This window comes from Streptomyces sp. NPDC005761, assembly GCF_040630635.1.
In the GTDB taxonomy this organism is placed as follows: Bacteria; Actinomycetota; Actinomycetes; order Streptomycetales; family Streptomycetaceae; genus Streptomyces.
In genome coordinates this window covers 66,833-87,950 of record NZ_JBEXXX010000024.1, presented here as the reverse complement: position 1 = coordinate 87,950, position 21,118 = coordinate 66,833, and the positions used below count along the sequence as shown (strand labels likewise).

15 protein-coding genes and 1 riboswitch are annotated in these 21,118 nt (G+C 71.7%); of the genes, 4 read left to right on the top strand and 11 right to left on the bottom strand.

The window, feature by feature from the left end; translation table 11 throughout:
• Positions 1-10 precede the first annotated feature (10 nt).
• On the top strand, positions 11-2,341 hold the full coding sequence (locus tag ABZ434_RS22095; RefSeq protein ID WP_359139389.1) for a PQQ-binding-like beta-propeller repeat protein: 2,331 nt from the start codon (positions 11-13) through the stop codon (positions 2,339-2,341).
• 42 nt (positions 2,342-2,383) lie between these two features.
• Here ABZ434_RS22095 and ABZ434_RS22090 read toward each other — a convergent pair whose 3' ends face one another.
• From ABZ434_RS22090 to ABZ434_RS22075, 4 genes are all read right to left on the bottom strand, one after another.
• Positions 2,384-3,034, bottom strand: coding sequence for a thymidine kinase (locus ABZ434_RS22090; RefSeq protein WP_359139386.1), 651 nt, complete (start codon positions 3,032-3,034; stop codon positions 2,384-2,386).
• A 56-nt stretch (positions 3,035-3,090) separates the two neighbouring features.
• Entirely contained in the window at positions 3,091-4,281 is a 1,191-nt protein-coding gene (locus ABZ434_RS22085; protein ID WP_359139383.1) for a nucleotide pyrophosphatase/phosphodiesterase family protein, read from the bottom strand.
• The gene (locus ABZ434_RS22080) at positions 4,281-4,877 is read right to left on the bottom strand and encodes a DUF5998 family protein (protein WP_359139380.1); all 597 of its coding nucleotides are present in this window, start codon (positions 4,875-4,877) and stop codon (positions 4,281-4,283) included. The genes ABZ434_RS22085 and ABZ434_RS22080 overlap by 1 nt, the downstream gene beginning before the upstream one ends.
• Before the next feature lie 80 nt (positions 4,878-4,957).
• On the bottom strand, positions 4,958-7,888 hold the full coding sequence (locus tag ABZ434_RS22075) for a GNAT family N-acetyltransferase (protein ID WP_359139377.1): 2,931 nt from the start codon (positions 7,886-7,888) through the stop codon (positions 4,958-4,960).
• A 174-nt stretch (positions 7,889-8,062) separates the two neighbouring features.
• Here ABZ434_RS22075 and ABZ434_RS22070 point away from each other — a divergent pair, with 174 nt between their 5' ends.
• A complete protein-coding gene (locus ABZ434_RS22070) occupies positions 8,063-8,344 on the top strand; it encodes an HPr family phosphocarrier protein (RefSeq protein ID WP_266410823.1) in 282 nt (93 codons plus the stop codon).
• Between the two features lie 179 nt (positions 8,345-8,523).
• Here the strand turns inward: ABZ434_RS22070 and ABZ434_RS22065 are convergent, their stop codons facing one another.
• The 4 genes from ABZ434_RS22065 to ABZ434_RS22050 form a co-directional block, all read right to left on the bottom strand.
• Entirely contained in the window at positions 8,524-9,231 is a 708-nt protein-coding gene (locus ABZ434_RS22065) for a GntR family transcriptional regulator (protein WP_359139373.1), read from the bottom strand.
• A gap of 313 nt (positions 9,232-9,544) precedes the next feature.
• Positions 9,545-10,381 carry a M23 family metallopeptidase gene (locus ABZ434_RS22060; protein WP_359139370.1) on the bottom strand — a complete coding sequence of 279 codons (837 nt, stop codon included), beginning with the start codon at positions 10,379-10,381 and terminating at the stop codon, positions 9,545-9,547.
• A gap of 12 nt (positions 10,382-10,393) precedes the next feature.
• A riboswitch (cyclic di-AMP (ydaO/yuaA leader) is annotated at positions 10,394-10,562 on the bottom strand.
• Between the two features lie 211 nt (positions 10,563-10,773).
• On the bottom strand, positions 10,774-12,156 hold the full coding sequence (locus ABZ434_RS22055) for a pitrilysin family protein (RefSeq protein ID WP_359139477.1): 1,383 nt from the start codon (positions 12,154-12,156) through the stop codon (positions 10,774-10,776).
• Positions 12,157-12,182: 26 nt separating this feature from the next.
• Positions 12,183-13,559 carry a pitrilysin family protein gene (locus tag ABZ434_RS22050; RefSeq protein WP_359139367.1) on the bottom strand — a complete coding sequence of 459 codons (1,377 nt, stop codon included), beginning with the start codon at positions 13,557-13,559 and terminating at the stop codon, positions 12,183-12,185.
• 247 nt (positions 13,560-13,806) lie between these two features.
• On the opposite strand from ABZ434_RS22050, the gene ABZ434_RS22045 reads away from it, so the two are divergent.
• Complete coding sequence (locus ABZ434_RS22045; protein WP_359139364.1) at positions 13,807-16,257, top strand: DNA topoisomerase IV subunit A; 2,451 nt, start codon at positions 13,807-13,809, stop codon at positions 16,255-16,257.
• A 25-nt stretch (positions 16,258-16,282) separates the two neighbouring features.
• Here the strand turns inward: ABZ434_RS22045 and ABZ434_RS22040 are convergent, their stop codons facing one another.
• Positions 16,283-17,380 carry a GTP-binding protein gene (locus tag ABZ434_RS22040; protein ID WP_359139361.1) on the bottom strand — a complete coding sequence of 366 codons (1,098 nt, stop codon included), beginning with the start codon at positions 17,378-17,380 and terminating at the stop codon, positions 16,283-16,285.
• A gap of 19 nt (positions 17,381-17,399) precedes the next feature.
• Entirely contained in the window at positions 17,400-18,560 is a 1,161-nt protein-coding gene (locus ABZ434_RS22035; RefSeq protein ID WP_359139358.1) for a citrate/2-methylcitrate synthase, read from the bottom strand.
• 146 nt (positions 18,561-18,706) lie between these two features.
• On the opposite strand from ABZ434_RS22035, the gene ABZ434_RS22030 reads away from it, so the two are divergent.
• Positions 18,707-19,996, top strand: a complete 1,290-nt coding sequence (locus ABZ434_RS22030) for a citrate/2-methylcitrate synthase (protein ID WP_359139356.1) — start codon at positions 18,707-18,709, stop codon at positions 19,994-19,996.
• A 29-nt stretch (positions 19,997-20,025) separates the two neighbouring features.
• Here the strand turns inward: ABZ434_RS22030 and ABZ434_RS22025 are convergent, their stop codons facing one another.
• Complete coding sequence (locus tag ABZ434_RS22025) at positions 20,026-21,045, bottom strand: LacI family DNA-binding transcriptional regulator (RefSeq protein ID WP_359139353.1); 1,020 nt, start codon at positions 21,043-21,045, stop codon at positions 20,026-20,028.
• Between the last annotated feature and the right edge of the window lie 73 nt (positions 21,046-21,118).

The window sequence follows — 21,118 nt, the reverse complement described above, 5'->3', positions numbered from 1 at the left end:
AGGACCGGCCGTGCTGACCCCCTGGCAGGGGCCGGTCCGACGCGTCGGCCCGTACCGGCTCATCGGCCGGATCGGCGCGGGCGGGATGGGCGAGGTGTTCCTGGCCCGCCGGGAAGTCTCGGGCGGAGTGGTGGCCGGGCCACTCGTCGCCGTGAAGACCGTGAAGACCCCGACCGACGGGAGCGACCCCGACGCCGACTTCCGGACGCGCTTCCGCCGCGAGATCCAGGCGGCGCGTGCGGTCACGGGGCCCTTCACCGCCGCGCTCCTCGACGGCGACGCCGACGCCCCGGTCCCCTGGTTGGCGACGGAGTACGTCGCCGGGCCCGCGCTCGGCGAAGCGGTGGCCCGGTGCGGCCCACTGCCGGTCCCCGCCGTACGAATCCTGGGCGCGGGGCTCGCCCGGGCGCTCGACGCGGTGCACACCGCTCGTATCCTGCACCGCGACCTCAAACCCGGCAATGTGCTGCTCGGTGCCGACGGGCCGCGCCTGATCGACTTCGGCATCGCACAGGCTTTTGACGCGACGGCCCTCACCGCGACGGGCCTGCTGATCGGAACGCCGGGTTACATGTCGCCCGAGGTCCTGATCAGCGGCAACGGACAGGTACCCGCATCGGACGTGTTCTGCCTGGGCGCGGTCCTGTGCTTCGCCGCGACGGGCCGCGGCCCCTTCGACGACGAGGAACCGGCGTCGGTGCTGTACCGCATCGCTTCGGGCGCGGCGGACCTGTCCAAGCTGCCATCGCCGCTGCGCGACATGGTCAGCCAGTGTCTCCGACCCGATCCGGCGGCGCGCCCCACGGCTGCGGAACTGGCGGCGGAACTGTCCGCCGCCGCCCTCGGCGAGCCGCTGTGGCCCGCGTCCTACCTCTCCCTCGTCGCCGCCCACCGCGAATCCGTGGAACGGTGCGAACAGGCGGCGGGCACCGTCCCGTTGGAGCAAGCGGCAACGTCTGCCGCGGCACCTGCGCCGCCCCTCGTGGCGCCGCCCTCACCGACGGCGCTCTCCGGGCGTCCCGTACCGCCGCCTTCGGCACCGCCCACCGCGCCGCGTCGTTGGCCGTTGGTCGCGGGGGCCGCGGCCCTGGTCACCGCGCTCGCCGTCACGCTGGCCGTGGTGCTGCACGACGACACCACGCCCACCCCGGCCCCCGCGGCGGAAGGCAAGCCGAAACAGGAGCGGACCGGTCCGCTCGCCCTTCCGGACGCCGACGCCGGGCACAGCGGCGAGTTCAGCGCCACCGCACTCGACGCGAAACAGCGCCCTGCCGGCTGGCGCCCCTGGGCCCAGAGCGTCAAGGGCACGGGAAACACCGGCGGTTGCGCTGCCGGTGCCGGGCTGCTCGTCTGCGGTGACGGTCACGGCGCATCCCGCGCCCTCGATCTGGCCACCGGCGAGGAGAAGTGGCGTACCGAGGGTTTCGCCGAGAGCAGGACGAGCGACGACAACTTCCCGGAGACACCGCCGGGCGATCCCGCCATCGCCCCCGTCACGGACGGCACCCTCTTCTTCGTGCCCGCACAGGCCGGCGTCAGCGCCGTGGACGCGGCGACCGGGCTCGTCAAGTGGCGGTACCAGAGAATGAGTTTCACTGGCCTGCGCGCCCTCTCCTACGCGGCCGGCAGGCTGTACGTGGCGAACGTCGACGACCAGGCGGACTCCGATGCCGAACTCGTCGAGGTGAAGGCCCTGCGCACGCGGGACGGTGCCCAGGAGTGGTCGGGCCACCTTCCGGACGCGAACGGCCCCTTGGTCGTCCACGACGACCACGTCTATCTGACGCTGACCGACGGGTCGGTGGGCTCTCTGGACACCAACGAAGCCGTGCCCGTGCCCCGGATCCGCGACGACGTCGACTGCTCCGGTCTGCTCGCGCACGACGACACGCTGCTGTGCTGGTCGACCCGGCACCGGGGCGTCACCCTCCTCACCCCGGCCACGCTGGCGACACGGCGGACTCTGGCCCCCTCGGTCGCACCCGCCGCCGCGCCGGTGGCGGGTGACCGCGGCGTCCTCGTCCTGCGGGATACGAGCGGACGGCTGAAGGGTTTCGACTGGCGTACGGGCAAGCCCCTCTGGGACCGCACCGCACCGGCCGCGACCGGTGGCATCGCGCTCGCCGACGACCGCGTCTTCGCCGTGGGACGCCACGAGCTACGGACGCTCGACATCACCGACGGCTCCACCTCCGGGGCCGTACGCCTGCCCACTCCCGCGGGCCTTCGCCTGGATCTCGGGCCGCTCGCCGAGCCACTCTGCCTGGGCGGTGTCCTCTACCTCACGACACAGAGCGGCTACACGGGCTCGGTCGCCGCACCCGGAGCCCCGGCTTCCTGAGGTCAGTACCCAGCGGCGTTTCACCACCGGGGGCACGTGCTGTCAGGTGGAGGCCACCGGCAGGGTGTCCGGGGACAGCGCCGCCGCACGGGCTGTCGCAGCGGTCAGGCGGCGGTGGTGGTGGCGGCGGCAGAGCACCTCGTAGCCGACCTCTCCCGGCGACCGGTCGACGTCGCCGACCACGACCTGAGCGCCCTCGACCACCATCTCCCCGCGCACCGTCCGGGCGTTGTGCGTGGCGCGGGCGCCGCACCAGCACATCGCCTCGACCTGCAACGTCTCTATACGATCGGCCAGTTCGATCAGCCGCTGGGAGCCGGGGAAGAGTTTCGTACGGAAGTCGGTCGTGATGCCGAAGGCGAAGACGTCCAGGCCCAGCTCGTCCACGACATAAGCCAGCTGGCCCACCTGCTCGGGATCGAGGAACTGCGCCTCGTCCACGATCACGTAGTCCACCCGGCCCCCGTGCGACATCTGCCCCACCAGGTACGCGTAGAGATCCATGCCCGGCGCCGCCTCCACCGCCTCCGTCACCAGGCCCAGCCGCGAGGACAGCTTCCCCTCCCCCGCCCGGTCGTCGCGGGTGAAGATCACGCCTTGGAGCCCGCGTGCCGAACGGTTGTGTCCGATCTGGAGGGCCAGCGTGCTCTTTCCGCAGTCCATCGTTCCGGAGAAGAACACAAGCTCGGGCATGGCGGGGTGAGCACCTTTCGGGTCGGGCGAGGGGGTGGGCTGGGCAGAGGACGGATCTAGGTACGTACTTCGAGGAGCGGGACGAGCTGCTCGACGGGCGTCATCGAACCGTGCATGCCGACCATCGCGGATTCGTGCGGCTCGTTGACCGATGCGGTGATCACCACGTCGTCGTGGGCCGCGGCGACCACGTCCCCGATCCTGCCGAGGACGCGCTCGTCGATCCGCGGGCCGAACCAGCCCGCCGCTACGGCCTCGTCACGGCTCGCCACCCAGAACTGCTCGCCGAGCACCTCGCGCCAGACCGTCAGCACATCGGCCTCGGCGCCGGGGACGGCGTAGACGTGCCGGGCGCGCCCCTCACCGCCGAGCAGTGCGACGCCCGCGCGCAGCTCCCAGTCCTCGTCGAAGTCGATCCTGGACTGCTCGTCGAACGGGATGTCGATCATGCCGTGGTCGGCGGTGATGTACAGCGCCGAGCGCGGCGGAAGCTGCTCTGCGAGGCGCCTGGCCAGCCCGTCGACGTACATGAGCTGACCGCGCCAGGCGTCGGAGTCGACGCCGAAGCGGTGTCCCTTGCCGTCGACCTCGCTGTAGTACGTGTAGACGAGGGACCGGTCACCGGCGGCCAGCCGTTCGGCGGCGACGTCCATCCGTTCCTCACCGGTGAGCCGGCCGAGGAAGGATCCGCCGCTGAGCGCGACCTTGGTCAGCGGGGTCTGCTCGAAGGTGGGGGCGGAGACCTGGGCGGTACGCACTCCGGCGGCGTCGGCCAGCTGGAAGACGGTGGGGTACGGCTGCCAGACCTTCGGAGGTGTCCACGGCTTCCAGCGGAGCTGGTTCATCAGCTCGCCTGTCTCCGGGTTGCGGGCCGTGTAGCCGGGCAGGCCGTGCTCGCCCGGCGGGAGGCCGGTGCCGACGGAGGCCAGCGAGGTGGCGGTGGTGGCCGGGAAACCGGCGGTGACCGGGCGGCCGGTGCCGCCGCGTGACGTGGGCAGGAGGGAGTGCAGGAAGGGCGCCTCGTCGGGGTGTGCCTTGATCTGCTCCCAGCCGAGACCGTCGATCAGGAAGACGCAGTTACGGTCGGCGGGCGCGAGCTCGGGGATCGCCGCCGTGAAACCGGGGACGCCCTGTCCCGCGACGAGCGTGGGGAGCAGGTCCGCGAGAGAACCGCTGCCGTACTCCGGGACGGGGGCGGTGTCGACGGGCAGCAGGACGGGGTCGTCCTGCCAGGCCGGGTGAGGCATCAGCGGCCGGCCGCCGAGGTCACGGCCGTGGCCTCGGAGAGCGCCTGGGCGAACGCGAGCGTCTGGCGCACGGTGTCGGGGCCGTCGCCGGCCTCGCTGACCCGCAGGCTCAGGTCGTCGGCGGTGGAGCTGCCGGTGTAGCCGTGGTCGGCCTCGCAGTTGGGGTCGCCACAGGCGGCCGGTTCCAGGTCGATCCGGGAGACGGCACCCCAGCCGATGGTCAGGACGACCTCGCGGGGCAGTGTGCCCGGGACGTACTTCTCCGGGTTGGCCACGACCCGGCTGACCACGACCGAGGAGATCCGGTCGAGCTTGACCGACTCGGTGGAGGTGGTCGCGTACGGCGTCGGGGAGCTGGTGTCCGCGTTCTGCTCGTCGGTGTGGCTGACGATGAAGCGGGTGTCCGTGAGCACCAGGACCGTGACGTGCCTGCGCACCTCGTTGGAGTCGAAGGTCGTCTCCTGGTGCACCAGGTACGAAGCGACCGGCTCACCGCCCACGGCGGCCTCCACCGCCTCGGCCACGAGGGCCGGGTAGTAGCCGCTGCGCTCGATCGCCGCGCGCAGCCCCTGGGTCGTCGTACCGGTCTTAGCCATACGCACCATCCTACGGGGGGCCGGTGGCTGCCGGGGACGTCCCGCCGCCCTCACCGGACGGGGGAGGGAGACCGGCCGGGTCAGTAGTTGGACAGGCGGCGGGGGCCGAGGTCGGTCCGGGCCGGCGGCGGCGAGAGCCGGACGCTCGCACCGAGGACGGTCAGCCCGTGGGTGGCGACCACGACCGGTTCCAGGGCGATGGAGACCACCTCCGGGTGGTCGTCGACCAGCCGTGAGACCCGCAGCAGCAACTCCTCCAGCGCGGCCGTGTCCACGGGCGCCGATCCGCGCCAGCCGAAGAGGACCGGGGCCGCCCGGATGGACCGGATCAGTTCCGCGGCGTCGCGGTCGGTGGCGGGGACCAGACGGTGCGCGGTGTCGCCGAGGAGCTCGGAGGGCGCACCCGCCAGACCGAAGGAGAGGACGGCACCGGCCGCCGGGTCGATGGTGGCGCGCACGACGGTGTCGACGCCGCGCGGGGCCATCGCCTGCACGACGGGCCGGAGCTCGGCGGGCTTGCCGAGCAGGTCGGTCAGTTCGCCGTACGCCCGGCGCAGCGCGGCCTCGCCGTCGAGGTCCAGGCGGACTCCGCCGAGGTCGGCCCGGTGGCGCAGATGAGGTGCTGTCGTCTTCAGCGCCACCGGGTAGCCGAGCCGCGCCGCCGCGGTGACGGCCTCTTCCGGGCCTGGGGCCGGAAGGGTCGGCCGGACGGTGACGCCGTAGGAGGCGAGCAGCGCGCGGGCCTCGTCGGGCTCCAGGGGCCTGCCGCGCGGATCGGGGTCCTGGCCGAGCAGGGAGTCGATGAGGACGCCCGCGGCGGATTCGTCGATGGTGTCGTCGAGGAACTCGGGCACCTTTCCGGGCACGGCGGCCTGGCGTCGCCACTGGGCGTACCGCACGGCCTCGGCCAGTGCCCGGACCGCGCGTTCGGCAGCGGGGTAGGCGGGGATCCGTCCCACGGAGCGGGGGGCGTCGGACGGGGGGACCGCGTCGTCGGAGGCCTTGTCGGGGGTGGGGGCCGGCCGGCCGGTGGCGGTCGTCCCTGTGTCCGGTCCGCCCGGCCGCTCGGGAGCGGCGCCTGCGGGTCGCCCCGGTGCCCCGAGGGCGGGCGCCGCCGTTGCCGGCCGTTGCTGCGCCACCGTGCTGGTCGCGGCGGCCAGGGCCTCGGCGAGGCCGCCGATCTCCACATGGACCACGGCCACCGGCTTGGCCGGGCCGGTCGCGGCCGCCGCGTGCAGCGCCGTGGCCAGGACCTCCCCGTCGCCCGACTCCGCCTCGCCGTTCTCGCCCACCCACGGGATCGCCGTCACCACGACCGCGTCGCAGCCGTCGTCGGCCAGGGCCTCGGCCAGCGCGTCCCGGAAGTCCTGCGGGGTGGCGGCCGTGGTGAGGTCGACGGGCGGGCGCGGGCGCAGTCCCTCCGCGAGGCAGGCGTCGTACGTGAGCAGGCCGAGCGACTCCGAGTTGCCGAGGATCGCCACCCGTCCGCCGGCCGGGAGCGGCTGGTCCGCGAGGAGCAGGCCCGCGTCGACCATCTCCGTCACGGTGTCGACGCGGATCACGCCCGCCTGTCGCATCAGCGCGGAGACGGTGGCGTCCGGGATCCGGCTGACGGGGACCGCGTGGCCGGGTGGCGTGGAGCCGCTGTGCCGGGCGCCCTTCACCACGACCACCGGCTTCACGGCCCCGGTCCGCCGGGCGAGGCGGGTGAACTTGCGGGGGTTGCCGAGCGACTCCAGGTACAGCAGGGCGACGTCGGTGTCCGGGTCCTCGTACCAGTACTGGAGGAAGTCGTTGCCGGAGATGTCGGCGCGGTTGCCGGCGGAGATGAACGTGGAGAGCCCCGCGCCGCGCCGGTAGAGCCCGGAGAGCAGGGCGATGCCGATCGCGCCGGACTGGGTGAACAGGCCGATGCGTCCGGAGGCGGGCCGCTCGGGTGCGAGGGAGGCGTTGAGCCGGACCGTCTCGGAGTTGTTGATGATGCCGAAGGCGTTGGGGCCGATGATGCGCATGCCGTACGAGCGGGCCTGGCGCACCAGTTCGCGCTGGCGTTCGCGGCCCTCAGCCCCCCACTCCGCGTATCCGGCGGAGAGGACGACGAGCCCCTGGACGCCGTGCTCCCCGCAGTCCGCGACGGCCTCGGGAACCCGCTCGGCGGGAACGGCGACGACGGCGAGGTCGACCGGTTCGCCGATCTCGCCGAGGGAACGGTGGGCGGGCACGCCGTCGATCGTGTCCTGATCGGCGGCGAACGCCCTGTTCACGGCGTAGGTGCGGCCGGTGAAACCGGCGCCCAGGAGGTTGCGCAGGACCGTACGGCCGACGCCGCCGGGGGTGCGGCCCGCGCCGATGACGGCGACGGAGCCCGGGGCGAGCAGGCGCTGCACGGAGCGGGCCTCGGCCCGCTGTTCCCGGGCGCGCTGGACGGCCAGCGACTCCGCGGTCGGTTCGAGGTCCAGGGTGAGGTGGACGGAGCCGTCCTCGAAGCTGCGCTGCTGGGTGTATCCGGCGTCCCGGAACACCTTGATCATCTTGTTGTTGGCGGGCAGCACCTCCGCGGCGAAGCGCCGGATGCCGCGCTCGCGCGCGACGGCCGCGATGTGTTCGAGCAGGGCCGATGCGACGCCTCGGCCCTGGTGAGCGTCCTGGACGAGGAAGGCGACCTCGGCCTCGTCGGCCGGGGCGGATGCCGGCCTGCCCTGCGCGTTGATCCGGTCGTAGCGGACGGTGGCGATGAACTCGCCGCCCACCGTGACGGCCAGGCCCACCCGGTCGACGTAGTCGTGATGGGTGAAGCGGTGGACGTCCTTGGCGGAGAGCCGGGGGTACGGAGCGAAGAAGCGGTAGTACTTCGACTCGTCGGAGACCTGCTCGTAGAAGCTGACCAGCCGTTCGGCATCGTCCGTGGTGATGGGCCGGATGCGTGCGGTGCCGCCGTCCCGGAGCACCACGTCCGCCTCCCAGTGGTCGGGGTAGGCGTGATGCGGACTCTGCTCCGGAGAGGGCTGCATGGCCAAAGCGTACGGCTCCGCCAGCGGTCGCGTGGGTGCCGGGGCCGGGGCAGTCTGAGGGTTGCCGGCCGACGGCAGGGCGCGGGCGCGAAAGCGGCCCGCGGGTCGGCCGGAGCATCGCGCCCTGCATGAGAGACTGGTCTAGACAACCATTGATTCGTGAAGGGCAGAACCATGGCTGAGCGCCGCGTCAACGTCGGTTGGGCCGAGGGCCTGCACGCCCGCCCCGCTTCCATCTTCGTCCGTGCCGCCACGGCTTCCGGCATCCCCGTGACCATCGCCAAGGCCGACGGCAACCCGGTGAACGCGGCCTCCATGCTCGCGGTGCTCGGTCTCGGCGCACAGGGCGGCGAGGAGATCGTCCTCGCGTCCGACGCCGACAACGCCGAAGCCGCTCTGGACCGTCTTTCCAAGCTGGTCGCCGAGGGGCTCGACGAGCTTCCGGAGACCGTCTGATCCCCACGGGTCACGACCGCGGATATTCCCGCGAAAGAGCCGCGGCACCCTTGACCGGGAGTCGCGGCTCTTTTCGTTCAGCAAAGGACATGGGGCACCGAACGGCCTCACATGACTTAATCGGGGCAGCGGAAAGAAAGCCCTGAATGAATGGCCATTCTTTGTATACGGCGCGTTTGTTAATGCCGCCCACTCGGGGTGTTTACGGCATGTTGCGAAGTCCTCACCCCGCCGGTGCGGGCCGTGACGGCGCCCGGCCGGCCGGGACGGCGAAGCCGGTACTCGGCGGTGGCCCGCTCGGCGTGCTGGGCGGTCAGCGCCCTCGCCCTGTCCGCGTCCCCCCGCGCCACGGCGTCCACGATGGCTCCGTGCTCGGCCCAGGAATCGGCCGGACGGGCCGGGTGCTCGATCGCGTACATCCAGGCGGTCTTGTGCCGGAGCTGAGTGAGCAGCGCGATCAGGCCGGGGCTGCCGGAGGCCTGTGCGAGCGTCTCGTGGAACCAGCCGCCCAAGGAGCGCAGGTCCTCGCCCTCGCCCCGGCGGGCGCGCTCCTGACCGAGCCTGACCAGGCCGCGCAGCACCTTGAGGTGGGCGTCCGTGCGGCGGTGGGCGGCGCGGGCCGCCCCTAGCGGCTCCAGCAGCATCCGGACCTCCAGGAGGTCGGCGGCCTCCTGCTCGGTGGGCTCGGCGACGCAGGCTCCGGCGTGCCTGCGAGTGACCACGAACCCCTCGGACTCCAGGGTGCGCAGCGCTTCCCGCACCGGGACGCGGGAGACCCCGTAACGGCGCGCGAGCACCTCCTCGGTGAGTCGGCTGCCGCGTTCGAAGACACCCGAGACGATGTCTTCACGGATTGCCGTGCATACCGAATGCGCCGGAATGCGCATGTCCGAACCTCCGCCTTAATCCCCGCGGAACGCGGCCGATCGACGCCTGTCCTGCGACTCTATTGCAATGCGGTCGCATTTCCGACGGCGGGTGGAAATTCATGAATATCTTTTGGTCTCCGACGTTCGGGCACCGCCGCTGCGGACCGTCGGGGAACCGCCCGGCACGCCACGGCCGACCGGAAGGCACAGCCGGTGCGGACTGCGGACCCGGCGGGGACACGGCCGCCCACGCAGAGCCGGTGCCTGTCCGCGGACACGGCGAAGGCCCCGGCGTGGTGCCGGGGCCTTCGCCGAGGGGTCTTCGGAGAGGTCAGACGGAGACGCCGTGAGCGCGCAGGTAGGCGACCGGGTCCATGTCCGAGCCGTACGAGGGCGTGGTGCGGGCCTCGAAGTGCAGGTGCGGGCCGGTCGAGTTGCCGGTGGAGCCGGAGAGGCCGATCTGCTGGCCGGCGCCCACGCTCTGCCCGACGGACACGCCGATCGAGGAGAGGTGGCCGTACTGGGTGTACGTGCCGTCCGTCATGCGCAGCACGATGTTGTTGCCGTACGCCCCGCCCCAGCCGGCCTCGACGACCGTGCCGGCGCCGACGGCGACGACGGAGCTGCCGGATGCGGCGTGGAAGTCGATGCCGGAATGGCTGCCGGAGGACCACATGGAGCCGCTGGACTTGTAGCCGGTGCTCACGTACGAACCGGTCACGGGGAGCTGGAAGGAGCCGAGCCGGGTGCGCTCGGCGGACCGGGCGGCACGGGCCGTGCTCTCGCGGGCCTCGGCCTTCGCCTTCGCGGCGGCCTTGGCCTTGGCTGCGGCCTTCGCCCTGGCCTCCGCCTTCTTCTTCGCGTCGGCCTTCTTCTTGGCTTCCGCCTTCTTCTTGGCCTCGGCCTTCTTCTTGGCGACGTCGGCCTGGTGCTGCTGCGCGTCCGCCTGCGCGTCGATCCGGTCCGCGAGGGTGCCTTCGATGGCGATGACCTGGGAGAGGCCGGTCTCGCTGACGGCGGGGGTCTCGGTGTCGGCGGCGAGCGCCGGGGAAGCCAGTCCGCCGATGACGCCGGCGGTGGCCAGAGTCGCGATGCCGACGGCCTTCGCGCCGGTGCGCGTCAGACGGCTCGGGGCACGGTGCTTCCCGGTGGCACGGGTGAACGCCATGAAGTGGCTGGTCCTTTCCTTCCTTCTCGCCTACCGGGTTAGCTGACGGGTTCGGAGCAGGAAGGTCTCCTACGGATCCCCAGGCCCCGTGCGAGGCTCAGGCATCCGATTCACCCCAGGGACTGCGTGGGTCCCCGGCTCCCCAGGCTCGCGCCTGACGGGGACTCGGCGATGACTGCCCGGTACGTCGCGGATGCGGCATACGAGTGACGGACAGCCGAGCCGACGCTAGACGGGGGCACTTCCCCGCACCAAACGGACAGGCGGTTTTGTAGCGCATCCCACAGGGCAGACAGGCAACCTCTCCAACAAAACAGACAAAAAGGAAACCTCTGACGGAACGCGCTCCGTCAGAGGTTTCCTTTTGCCCTGCTATCAGGGCACGTGTCCGGTCAGCCGGTGACGACCGACACCTCTCCGATGCCGAGGGCCCGGACAGGCTCCTCGATCTGCGACGCGTCTCCGACCAGGACCGTGACCAGTCGGTCCCCCGGGAAGGCGCTGACCACGGCCGCGGTCGCCTCGACCGTGCCGGTCTCGGCAAGGCGGGCGTACAGCTGTGCCTGGTAGTCGTCCGGGAGGTGCTGCTCGACCTGGTCGGCGAGGGTCCCGGCGACGGAGGCAGCGGTCTCGAACTTCAGCGGGGCGACACCCACGAGGTTCTGCACGGCCGTCTCGCGCTCGGCGTCCGTCAGCCCTTCGGCGGCCAGGGTCCGCAGGACCTTCCACAGGTCCTCCAGCGCCGGGCCGGTGGACTCCGTGTCCACGGAACCACTGATGGCGAGCATCGCGGCGCCCGTCGCCCCGGACGCGGAGGCCGGGGCCGAGGAGCGCAGCACCTGGGCGAACGCCCGCACGCCGTAGGTGTAACCCTTCTCCTCGCGCAGCACCCGGTCGAGCCGTGAGGTGAGCGTGCCTCCCAGGCAGTACGTGCCGAGCACCTGGGCCGGCCATACGCTGTCGTGCCGGTCCGCTCCGATCCGGCCGATCAGCAACTGTGTCTGTACCGCGCCGGGACGGTCCACGATCACCACGCGGCCCGCGTCGTCGGCGGTGATCGGCGGGACGGGGCGGGGCTCGGCGGTGTTGCCCGACCAGTCGCCGACGGTGTCGGCGAGCAGCGCGTCCAGGTCGATGCCCGTGAGGTCCCCGACGACCACGGCGGTCGCGGTGGACGGGCGGACGTGTGCGTCGTAGAAGGCGCGCACGGCCGCGGCATCGATCCGGGCCACGGTCTCCTCGGTGCCCTGGCGCGGGCGCGACATGCGGGCCGTGGCCGGGAAGAGCTCCTTGGAGAGCTGCTTGGCGGCACGCCTGGCCGGGTTGGCCTGCTCGTGCGGGATCTCGTCCAGCCGATTGCCCACCAGCCGCTCGATCTCGCTGTCGGCGAAGGCCGGCGCCCGCAGTGCCTCGGCGACCAGACCGAGGGCCTTGGCCAGCCGGGAGGCCGGGACCTCCAGGGAGACCCGGACACCGGGGTGGTCGGCGTGGGCGTCCAGGGTGGCCCCGCAGCGCTCGAGCTCGGCGGCGAACTCCTCGGCGCTCTGCTTGTCGGTGCCCTCGGACAGGGCGCGCGACATGATCGTGGCGACCCCGTCCAGACCCTCGGGTTCGGCGTCCAGGGGGGCGTCGAGGAAGATCTCGACGGCGACCACCTGCTGGCCCGGGCGGTGGCAGCGCAGCACCGTGAGGCCGTTGGGCAGGGAGCCGCGCTCGGGCGCGGGGAAGGCCCAGGGCCTGGCCACGCCCGGGGCGGGCTGCGGGTGGTACTCCATCGAAACTCCGGTCGCGGCAGCGTCGGTCACTTGTCCGCTCCTTCGTGCGCGTCGGTGTCGGTGTCGGCGTCTGTTTCCGCCTCTTCGGCGGATTCGGCCGGTTCGAGGGGCTCGTAGACCAGCACCGCCCGGTTGTCGGGCCGCAGCTGGGCCCTGGCGGCCGCCTTGACCTCCTCCGCCGTCACGTCGAGCACCCGGTGCACGGCCGTCAGGGCGAGCTGCGGGTCACCGAACAGCACGGCGAACCGGCACAGTTCGTCGGCGCGGCCCGCGACCGTGCCGAGGCGGTCCAGCCACTCGCGCTCCAACTGCGCCTGAGCGCGCTCCATCTCCTCGGGCGTGGGGCCTTCCTCGGCGAACCGGGCCAGCTCCTCGTCGACCGCGGTCTCGATCTGCGCCACCTCGACACCACCGGACGTCTTGACGTCCAGCCAGCCGAGCGAGGGCGCGCCCGCGAGACGCAGCAGCCCGAATCCGGCGGCGACGGCCGTCCGGTCGCGGCGCACCAGGCGGTTGTGCAGCCGGGACGACTCGCCACCCCCCAGCACCGTCAGCGCGAGGTCTGCGGCGTCGCACTCGCGGGTGCCGTCGTGCGGCAGCCGGTAGGCAGCCATCAGCGCACGTGCCGGGACCTCCTCGCGGACCTCCTCACGCAGCTGGCCGCCGATGATCTCGGGCAGCGCGCCGTCGCGCGGCGGCTGCTTGCCGTCGTGCGAGGGGATGGTGCCGAAGTACTTCTCGATCCAGGCGAGCGTCTGCTCGGGGTCGATGTCGCCGACGACGGAGAGGACCGCGTTGTTCGGCGCGTAGTACGTACGGAAGAAGGTCCGCGCGTCCTCGAGCGTCGCCGCGTCCAGATCGGCCATCGAGCCGATCGGGGTGTGGTGGTACGGGTGGCCCTCCGGGTAGGCGAGAGCCGTCAGCTTCTCGAACGCGGTGCCGTAGGGGACGTTGTCGTAGCGCTGGCGGCGTTCGTTCTTGACGACGTCGCGCTGGTTCTCCATGGACTCCTCGTCGAGCGCGGCGAGCAGCGAGCCCATCCGGTCGGCCTCGAGCCACAGGGCCAGCTCCAGCTGGTGCGTCGGCATCGTCTCGAAGTAGTTGGTCCGCTCGAAGCTGGTGGTCCCGTTGAGGGAGCCGCCGGCACCTTGCACCAGCTCGAAGTGTCCGTTCCCCTTGACCTGGCCGGAGCCCTGGAACATCAGGTGCTCGAAGAGGTGAGCCAGACCGGTGCGGCCCTTGACCTCGTGGCGCGAACCGACGTCGTACCAGAGGCACACCGCGGCGACCGGGGTCAGATGGTCCTCGGAGAGCACCACGCGCAGGCCGTTGGCCAGACGGTGCTCGGTCGCTGTCAAGCCGCCGGAGCCGGCCTGGGCTGTGGCCGTGTGACCCATGGGCATGTACGTCCCTTCGATCGCGATACTGGTTTTACTGCGAGACCTGCCACTGTAAGCAAGCGCACCGACACCTGGCGAAGTTCCCGTGCCGCGAAAGTTAGCGGGAAAGAGGGCCCGGAGCGCCTCGGGACGGGTGGAGAACGCCCTTTGGGACGGGTCGAGGTCCGGGTTGTCAGTGGGGCGGTCCACAATGGTGCGCGTCAGAACCTGAGGTTGCCCGAACAGAATCCGTGAAGGAGTCGCAGCAGCGATGGCCCGCCGCAGCACGAAGACCCCGCCGCCGGTCGACTTCGAGGAGAAGATCCTCGACATCGACGTCGTCGACGAAATGCAGGGCTCCTTCCTCGAGTACGCGTACTCGGTGATCTACTCACGGGCCCTGCCCGACGCCCGGGACGGCATGAAGCCGGTGCACCGCCGCATCGTGTACCAGATGAACGAGATGGGCCTGCGCCCGGACCGCGGCTTCGTCAAGTGTGCCCGCGTGGTCGGCGAGGTCATGGGTAAGCTGCACCCGCACGGCGACGCGTCGATCTACGACGCGCTGGTGCGGATGGCGCAGCCGTTCTCCATGCGGCTCCCCCTCGTCGACGGGCACGGGAACTTCGGCTCCCTCGGCAACGACGACCCGCCGGCCGCCATGCGGTACACCGAGTGCCGGATGGCCGACGCGACCTCGCTGATGACGGAGTCGATCGACGAGGACACCGTCGCCTTCCAGTCGAACTACGACGGCCAGGAGCAGGAGCCGGTCGTCCTGCCTGCCGCCTACCCGAACCTCCTGGTCAACGGCGCCACCGGTATCGCCGTCGGCATGGCGACCAACATGCCGCCGCACAACCTGGGCGAGGTCATCGCCGCCGCCCGGCATCTGATCAAGCATCCGGGCGCGGACCTCGAGACCTTGATGCGGTTCGTGCCCGGTCCCGACCTGCCGACCGGCGGGCGGATCGTGGGGCTCGGCGGCATCAAGGACGCGTACGCGGCCGGCCGCGGCTCGTTCAAGATCCGCGCGACCGTCGCCGTGGAGAACGTCACGCCGCGCCGCAAGGGCCTGGTCGTCACCGAACTGCCCTTCACCGTCGGCCCGGAGAAGGTGATCGCCAAGATCAAGGACCTGGTCTCGGCGAAGAAGCTGCAGGGCATCGCCGACGTGAAGGACCTCACGGACCGCTCGCACGGTCTGCGCCTGGTCATCGAGGTCAAGAACGGCTTCGTCCCCGAGGCCGTGCTGGAGCAGCTCTACAAGCTGACGCCGATGGAGGAGTCCTTCGGCATCAACAACGTGGCCCTGGTCGACGGACAGCCGCTCACGCTGGGCCTCAAGGAGTTGCTGGAGGTCTACCTCGACCACCGCTTCGACGTGGTGCGCCGGCGCAGCGAGTTCCGCCGGACCAAGCGCCGCAACCGGCTGCACCTGGTCGAGGGCCTCCTGATCGCCCTGATCGACATCGACGAGGTCATCCGCCTCATCCGTTCCAGCGACAACTCGGCCCAGGCCAAGGAGCGGCTCATCGAGCACTTCTCCCTGAGCGAGATCCAGACGCAGTACATCCTGGACACGCCGCTGCGCCGGCTGACCCGGTTCGACCGGATCGAGCTGGAGAGCGAGCGGGACCGGCTCGACGCCGAGATCGCCGAGCTGACCGCGATCCTCGAATCGGACGCCGAGCTGCGCAAGCTCGTCTCCACCGAACTGGCGCTGGTCGCGAAGAAGTTCGGGACCGACCGGCGCACGGTGCTGCTGGAGTCGGCCGGTTCGCAGGTCGCTTCGGTGCCGCTGGAGGTGGCGGACGACCCGTGCCGGGCGCTGCTGTCCTCGACCGGTCTGCTGGCGCGTACGGCCAACGACGAACCGATCGTGTTCGCCGAGGACGCCAAGCGGTCCAAGCACGACGTGATCGTGTCGGCGGTGCCGGCCACGGCGCGTGGCGACATCGGCGTCGTGACGTCCACCGGGCGGCTGTTGCGGCTCGCGGTGATCGACCTGCCCCAGCTGCCGGACACCCATGCGGCGCCCAACCTGTCGGGCGGGGCGATGGTCGGCGAGTTCCTCACGCTGGAGGCGGACGAGGAGGTCGTCTGCCTCACCACGCTCGACGAGTCCTCACCGGGGCTGGCGATCGGCACCCTGCAGGGCGTCGTGAAGCGCGTGGTGCCCGACTACCCCGCCAACAAGGACGAGCTGGAGGTCATCACCCTCAAGGACGGTGACCGGATCGTCGGTGCGGCGGAGCTGCGCACGGGCGAGGAGGACCTGGTCTTCATCACCTCGGACGCGCAGCTGCTGCGCTACCCGGCGGCCCAGGTGCGCCCGCAGGGCCGGCCCGCCGGCGGCATGGCGGGCGTCAAGCTCGCGGAGGGGGCGGAGGTGCTCTCGTTCGCCGCGGTGGATCCGGCGGTGGACGGCATGGTGTTCACGGTCGCGGGTTCGCACGGCACGCTGGACGACTCCGTGCTGACGTGCAAGCTCACCCCGTTCGACCAGTATCCGCGTAAGGGCCGGGCCACCGGTGGGGTGCGCTGTCAGCGGTTCCTGAAGGGCGAGGACGTGCTGGTGTTCGCCTGGGCGGGTGCGACGCCGGCCCGGGCCGCGCAGAAGAACGGCACGCCGGCCTCGTTGCCCGCGGCCGATCCGCGGCGCGACGGTTCGGGGACGCCGCTGGAGAGCCCGGTCGCGGTGATCGCCGGCCCCGTTTAGGCCGCGAGCCCGGCGGCGCAGCACCTCATGCGTCGTCGCCGGGCTGCTGCACGTACCGCAGGACGCCCCACATCGCTCGCTCATGTGCGGCGTCCTGCGGCGTTTCCCCCTGCGGCTCCGGCGCCGTGCAGCCTTCCAGTTCCTTGCGCAGGGCCTGGGCGTCGATGCCGGATCCGATCAGCACGAGCCGGGTGAGCCGCGGCTCGCCGCGCGTCCAGGACCTGGGGGCGAATCGCAGGAACCTGCCGACGGCGTGCACCACGTACGCATTGTCCGTATCGCCCGGACCGAAGTCGGCGTAGCCCTTGATCCGGTAGAGGCCCTCGGGCCGGGAGTCCAGGAACTCCATGAGCCGTCGGGGGTCCATCGGCACGTCGGAGGTGAAGTCGACGCTCTCGTACGCCGTGTGCAGGTGCTCCCCGTGCTCCTCGCCGGCCTCGTGCGCCCGCTCCTCCAGGTACAGGTCCTCGAAGGTGAGCTGCCGCGCCTTCTCCTCGCCGTCGGGCCGCAGCGCCGGATCGAAGAGCAGTTCCGGGTCGATGCGCCCGTACGTGGCGGGAACGACGGCCGCCACACTGCCGGTCGCCGCGACGGCCTCCCGGATGAGCTCCCGCTCCTTCTCCCCCGCCCGGTCCGTCTTGTTCAGCACGACGAGGTCGGCGACGGCGAGATGCCGGAAGATCTCCGGGTGGCGCTCCCGGGTGGCCTCGAACTCGGCGGCGTCGACCACCTCGATCAGGCCCCCGTACAGGACATGCGGGTTGTCACTGGCCAGGATCATCCGTACGAGTTCCTGAGGTTCCGCGAGCCCGCTCGCCTCGATCACGATCACATCGAGGCGAGCGGCGGGCCGGGTCAGGGTCTCCAGGTAGGTGTCCAGCTCGCTCACGTCGACCGCGCAGCACAGACAGCCGCCGCCCAGCGAGACGGCGGAGCCGACCTGCCCCGAGACGGTCATGGCGTCGATCTCGATGGACCCGAAGTCGTTGACGATCACCCCGATGCGGTTCCCCGCGCGATGGCGCAGGAGGTGGTTGAGCAGCGTCGTCTTGCCGGATCCGAGGAACCCCGCAAGGACGATGACGGGGATCTTCCGGCCGGGGGGCGGGGGCGACGCGTTCAACGGGGGCCTCTCTGCGATGTCACATTGCCGGGACGGGCTGCGGCGGGGGCGGGCCGACGTAGCGGGCCGCCGGGCGGATGATCTTCGAGTCCTCCGCCTGCTCCAGGATATTGGCGCTCCAGCCGACCACTCGCGCCGCGCAGAAGGTCGGGGTGAACATCTCACGGGGCAGCCCGCACAGTTCCATGACCACCCCGGCGTAGAACTCCACGTTGGTGTGCAGTTCGCGCCCCGGCTTGAGCTCGGCGAGGATCGCCTCGACCTGCCGTTCCACCTCTACGGCGAAGTCCACGAGCGGGCCGCCGAAGCCCTGGGCGATGGACCGCAGCATGCGCGAACGCGGGTCCTCGGTGCGGTAGACCGGGTGTCCGAAGCCCATGATCCGGTCGCCGGCGAGTACGCGCTCGCGGATCCAGCCGTCGATGCGGTCGGGGGTGCCGATGGCGTCCAGGGTGTCCAGGGCGCGGCTGGGCGCACCGCCGTGCAGCGGACCGGAGAGCGCGCCGACGGCGGCCACGAGGCAGGCGGCGACGTCCGCGCCGGTGGAGGCCACGACGCGGCCGGTGAAGGTGGAGGCGTTGAAACCGTGGTCGACGGTGGAGATCAGATACTGCTCGACGGCCCTGACCCGGTCGGCGTCCGGCACGGAACCGGTCAGCATGTAGAGGTAGTTGGCCGCGTACGGCAGGTCGTCGCGCGGTTCCACCGGTTCGAGCCCCCGGCCGAGGCGGTACAGGGCGGTCAGCACGGTGGGGACGGCTGCGCAGGCGGCCAGGGCGTCGTCGCGGCGCCGGCCTGCGCCGATGTCGTACACCGGCCGGAATCCGGCCGAGGCGCCGAGCAGGGAGAGCGCGGTTCGCAGCCCCGCCAGGGGGCCGGCCGCTGCACCCGCGCGGGCTATGGCGGGCAGGGCGTGGCCGACCTCGTCGGGCAGACGGCGCAGTCCGGCGGTGCGGGCGGCGAAGTCGGCGCGGGCGGCCGGTCCGGGCAGCTCGCCCTCGGTCATCAGGTACCAGACGTCCTCGAAACTGCGGGTCTGCGCAAGCTCGATCGCCGAGTACTGCCGGTAGTGGTAGAAGCCCTCGCGGCCCCGGACGTCCCCGAGCGCGGTATCGGTGACCACGACGCCCGCGAGGCCCCGGGGGGCGTCGAGCGGTGCTGTGGCGGTGGTGGTCGTCATTGCTTCCTCCATGGCATTCGGGGCGCATCCCGGAGACAGACATTCCGGTGCTGGACTTCCGATGACTACTGACATTGATTCGACTGTCCATGCTTGACTTTGGTTCTGTCAACATTGATTGAATCAATATGGATACGGTGGACAGCATGACGGATCAAGCAGGCGCGAGCGGCTTCACCGAGCCCCCGGCACCGCGGCTCAGCACGCGGGAGACGGCGGAACGCCTGGGCGTGAAGCCCGAGACGGTGTACGCGTACGTGAGCCGGGGGCAGCTCAGCAGCAGCCGCGCCCCGGGCGGGCGCGGAAGCACGTTCGACGCGGCGGAGGTCGACGCCCTGGCACGGCGTACGGGCCGCAGGGAGCCCACCGCAGCGGCCGGCACGCTGTCCTTCCCCACCGGCATCACGCTCATCGGGAGCGACCGGTACTACTTCCGGGGCGTGGACGCCGCGGAGCTGGCCAGGCGCCATGCGTACGAGGAGGTCGCGGAGTGGCTCTGGACCGGGGAGCTGCGGCCCGGCATCCGCTTCACGGCGCCGGCCGAGGCGCTCTCCGCGGCCCGCCGCGCCGTCGGTGCGCTGCCCCCGCACTGCGGCTCCACGGACCGGCTGCGGGTGGCGGTCGTCGCGGCGGCGGCGGCGGATCCGCTCCGCTTCGACCTGTCGCGCGAGGCGGTACTCGGGGGTGCCCGGAGCCTGATCCCGACTCTGGCGGCCGCACTGCCGACGGTCGCCGAGGAAGAGGCGGGAGGGCCGACGCCTCCCGGTCTCGCGCGTCAACTCTGGCCGAAACTCACCGGTCGCTCGGCCGATGCCGCGTCACTGGCCGTACTGGACACCGCTCTGGGATTGCTGATCGACCACGATCTCGCCGCTTCCACATTGGCGGCGAGGGTCGCCGCCTCCGCCCGCGCCCATCCGTACGCCGTGGTCTCGGCAGGGCTCGGGGTGCTGGAGGGTCCTCTGCACGGCGCCGCGAGCGGACTGGCGCACCGCATGCTCACCGAGGTTCTGGAGCGGGGCGGGGCGGCTCCGGTGGTCGCGGACCATCTGCGTACCGGCCGCAGGGTCCCGGGACTCGGCCACCGGCTCTACGCCGGCGAGGACCCCCGGGCCCGCACCCTGTTCGAACTGCTCGCCGAGGTCCCCCGGGCCGCGCCCGCCCTGGCCGCCGCCCGTGACGTCGTGGCCACGGCCGCCCGGCACACACCTCTGCACGCCAACGTGGATCTGGCGCTGGCCGTCCTGTCCGTCTCCTCGGACATGGCCGTGGAGGCGGGCGAGACGGTGTTCGCGATCTCCCGCACCGCGGGCTGGATCGCGCACGCCCTGGAGGAGTACGGGGAGCGTCCGCTGCGCATGCGCCCCAGCGGCCAGTACACCGGACCTCAGCCACCCCAGCCGCAGCCGACCGCCACCACGCCGCGGTCGCAATAGGCGATGTCCGCGACGTAAATTCGCGACGATCAGCGGGAAGCGCCGCGCGGAGGCTGGGCCGTCGAGCCCCGCACCACCAGCTCAGGCTCGAAGAGCAGCTCGTCGGAGGGCACGGCACGGCCACCGATCTGCACGGAGAGCAGTTCGACAGCGGCCCGCCCCATGGCCTCGATCGGCTGACGCACGGTGGTGAGCGGCGGCTCGGTGCAGTTCATGAACGCCGAGTCGTCGTAGCCCACGACCGAGACGTCCTCGGGCACCGAGAGTCCCCGGCGGCGGGCCGCCCGCACCGCCCCCAGGGCGAGCGGGTCGCTGGCGCAGATGAACCCGGTGACACCCTGCTCCAGCAGTCGCGCGGCCGCCGCCTGGCCGCCCTCCAGAGAGAACATCGCCCTGGTCACCCACTCGTCCGGGATGGTCGCGCCGGACGCCTCGGCGAGCGCGCGGGCAGCCGCCAGCTTGCGCTGCGAAGGCATGTGGTCCGAGGGGCCGAGAACCAGGCCGATGCGCTCGTGGCCCAGCGAGACCAGATGGCGCCAGGCCTGCTCGACGGCCACGGAGTCGTCGCAGGAGACACAGGGGAAGCCGAGGTGGGCGATGGCGGCGTTGATCAGGACGACGGGGATCTTCCGGTCGGCCAGCACCTTGTAGTGGTCGTGCGGGGCGTCGGCCTGCGCGTAGAGACCACCGGCGAAGACCACGCCCGAGACCTGCTGCTGGAGAAGCAGCTCGACGTAGTCCGCCTCGGAGACTCCGCCCTTGGTCTGGGTGCACAGCACCGGGGTCAGGCCCTGCTGGGCGAGCGCACCGCCGACCACCTCGGCGAAGGCCGGGAAGATCGGGTTCTGCAACTCGGGCAGGACCAGCCCCACCAGACGGGCCCGTTCACCGCGCAGCTGCGTCGGGCGCTCGTAGCCGAGGACGTCCAGCGCGGACAGAACGGCCTGCCGCGTGGCGTCGGAGACGCCCGGCTTACCGTTGAGCACCCGGCTGACCGTGGCCTCGCTGACTCCAACCTTCTGTGCCACCTGAGCAAGTCGTCGCGTCATGCGCGCAAGATTAGCGCAAAAAACGCAAGCCGATTGCGTGGAGCTGGAAACGAGACGAATTTCGGAAAGCGCC

Bases quoted from the DNA above. Each gene is read 5' to 3' on its own strand.
- ABZ434_RS22075 (WP_359139377.1), bottom strand. From the start codon at position 7,888: ATGCAGCCCTCTCCGGAGCAGAGTCCGCATCACGCCTACCCCGACCAC.
- ABZ434_RS22090 (WP_359139386.1), bottom strand. From the start codon at position 3,034: ATGCCCGAGCTTGTGTTCTTCTCCGGAACGATGGACTGCGGAAAGAGC.
- ABZ434_RS22025 (WP_359139353.1), bottom strand. From the start codon at position 21,045: ATGACGCGACGACTTGCTCAGGTGGCACAGAAGGTTGGAGTCAGCGAG.
- ABZ434_RS22080 (WP_359139380.1), bottom strand. From the start codon at position 4,877: ATGGCTAAGACCGGTACGACGACCCAGGGGCTGCGCGCGGCGATCGAG.
- ABZ434_RS22045 (WP_359139364.1), top strand. From the start codon at position 13,807: ATGGCCCGCCGCAGCACGAAGACCCCGCCGCCGGTCGACTTCGAGGAG.
- ABZ434_RS22055 (WP_359139477.1), bottom strand. From the start codon at position 12,156: ATGGAGTACCACCCGCAGCCCGCCCCGGGCGTGGCCAGGCCCTGGGCC.
- ABZ434_RS22070 (WP_266410823.1), top strand. From the start codon at position 8,063: ATGGCTGAGCGCCGCGTCAACGTCGGTTGGGCCGAGGGCCTGCACGCC.
- ABZ434_RS22060 (WP_359139370.1), bottom strand. From the start codon at position 10,381: ATGGCGTTCACCCGTGCCACCGGGAAGCACCGTGCCCCGAGCCGTCTG.
- ABZ434_RS22035 (WP_359139358.1), bottom strand. From the start codon at position 18,560: ATGACGACCACCACCGCCACAGCACCGCTCGACGCCCCCCGGGGCCTC.
- ABZ434_RS22085 (WP_359139383.1), bottom strand. From the start codon at position 4,281: ATGCCTCACCCGGCCTGGCAGGACGACCCCGTCCTGCTGCCCGTCGAC.
- ABZ434_RS22030 (WP_359139356.1), top strand. From the start codon at position 18,707: ATGACGGATCAAGCAGGCGCGAGCGGCTTCACCGAGCCCCCGGCACCG.
- ABZ434_RS22065 (WP_359139373.1), bottom strand. From the start codon at position 9,231: ATGCGCATTCCGGCGCATTCGGTATGCACGGCAATCCGTGAAGACATC.
- ABZ434_RS22050 (WP_359139367.1), bottom strand. From the start codon at position 13,559: ATGCCCATGGGTCACACGGCCACAGCCCAGGCCGGCTCCGGCGGCTTG.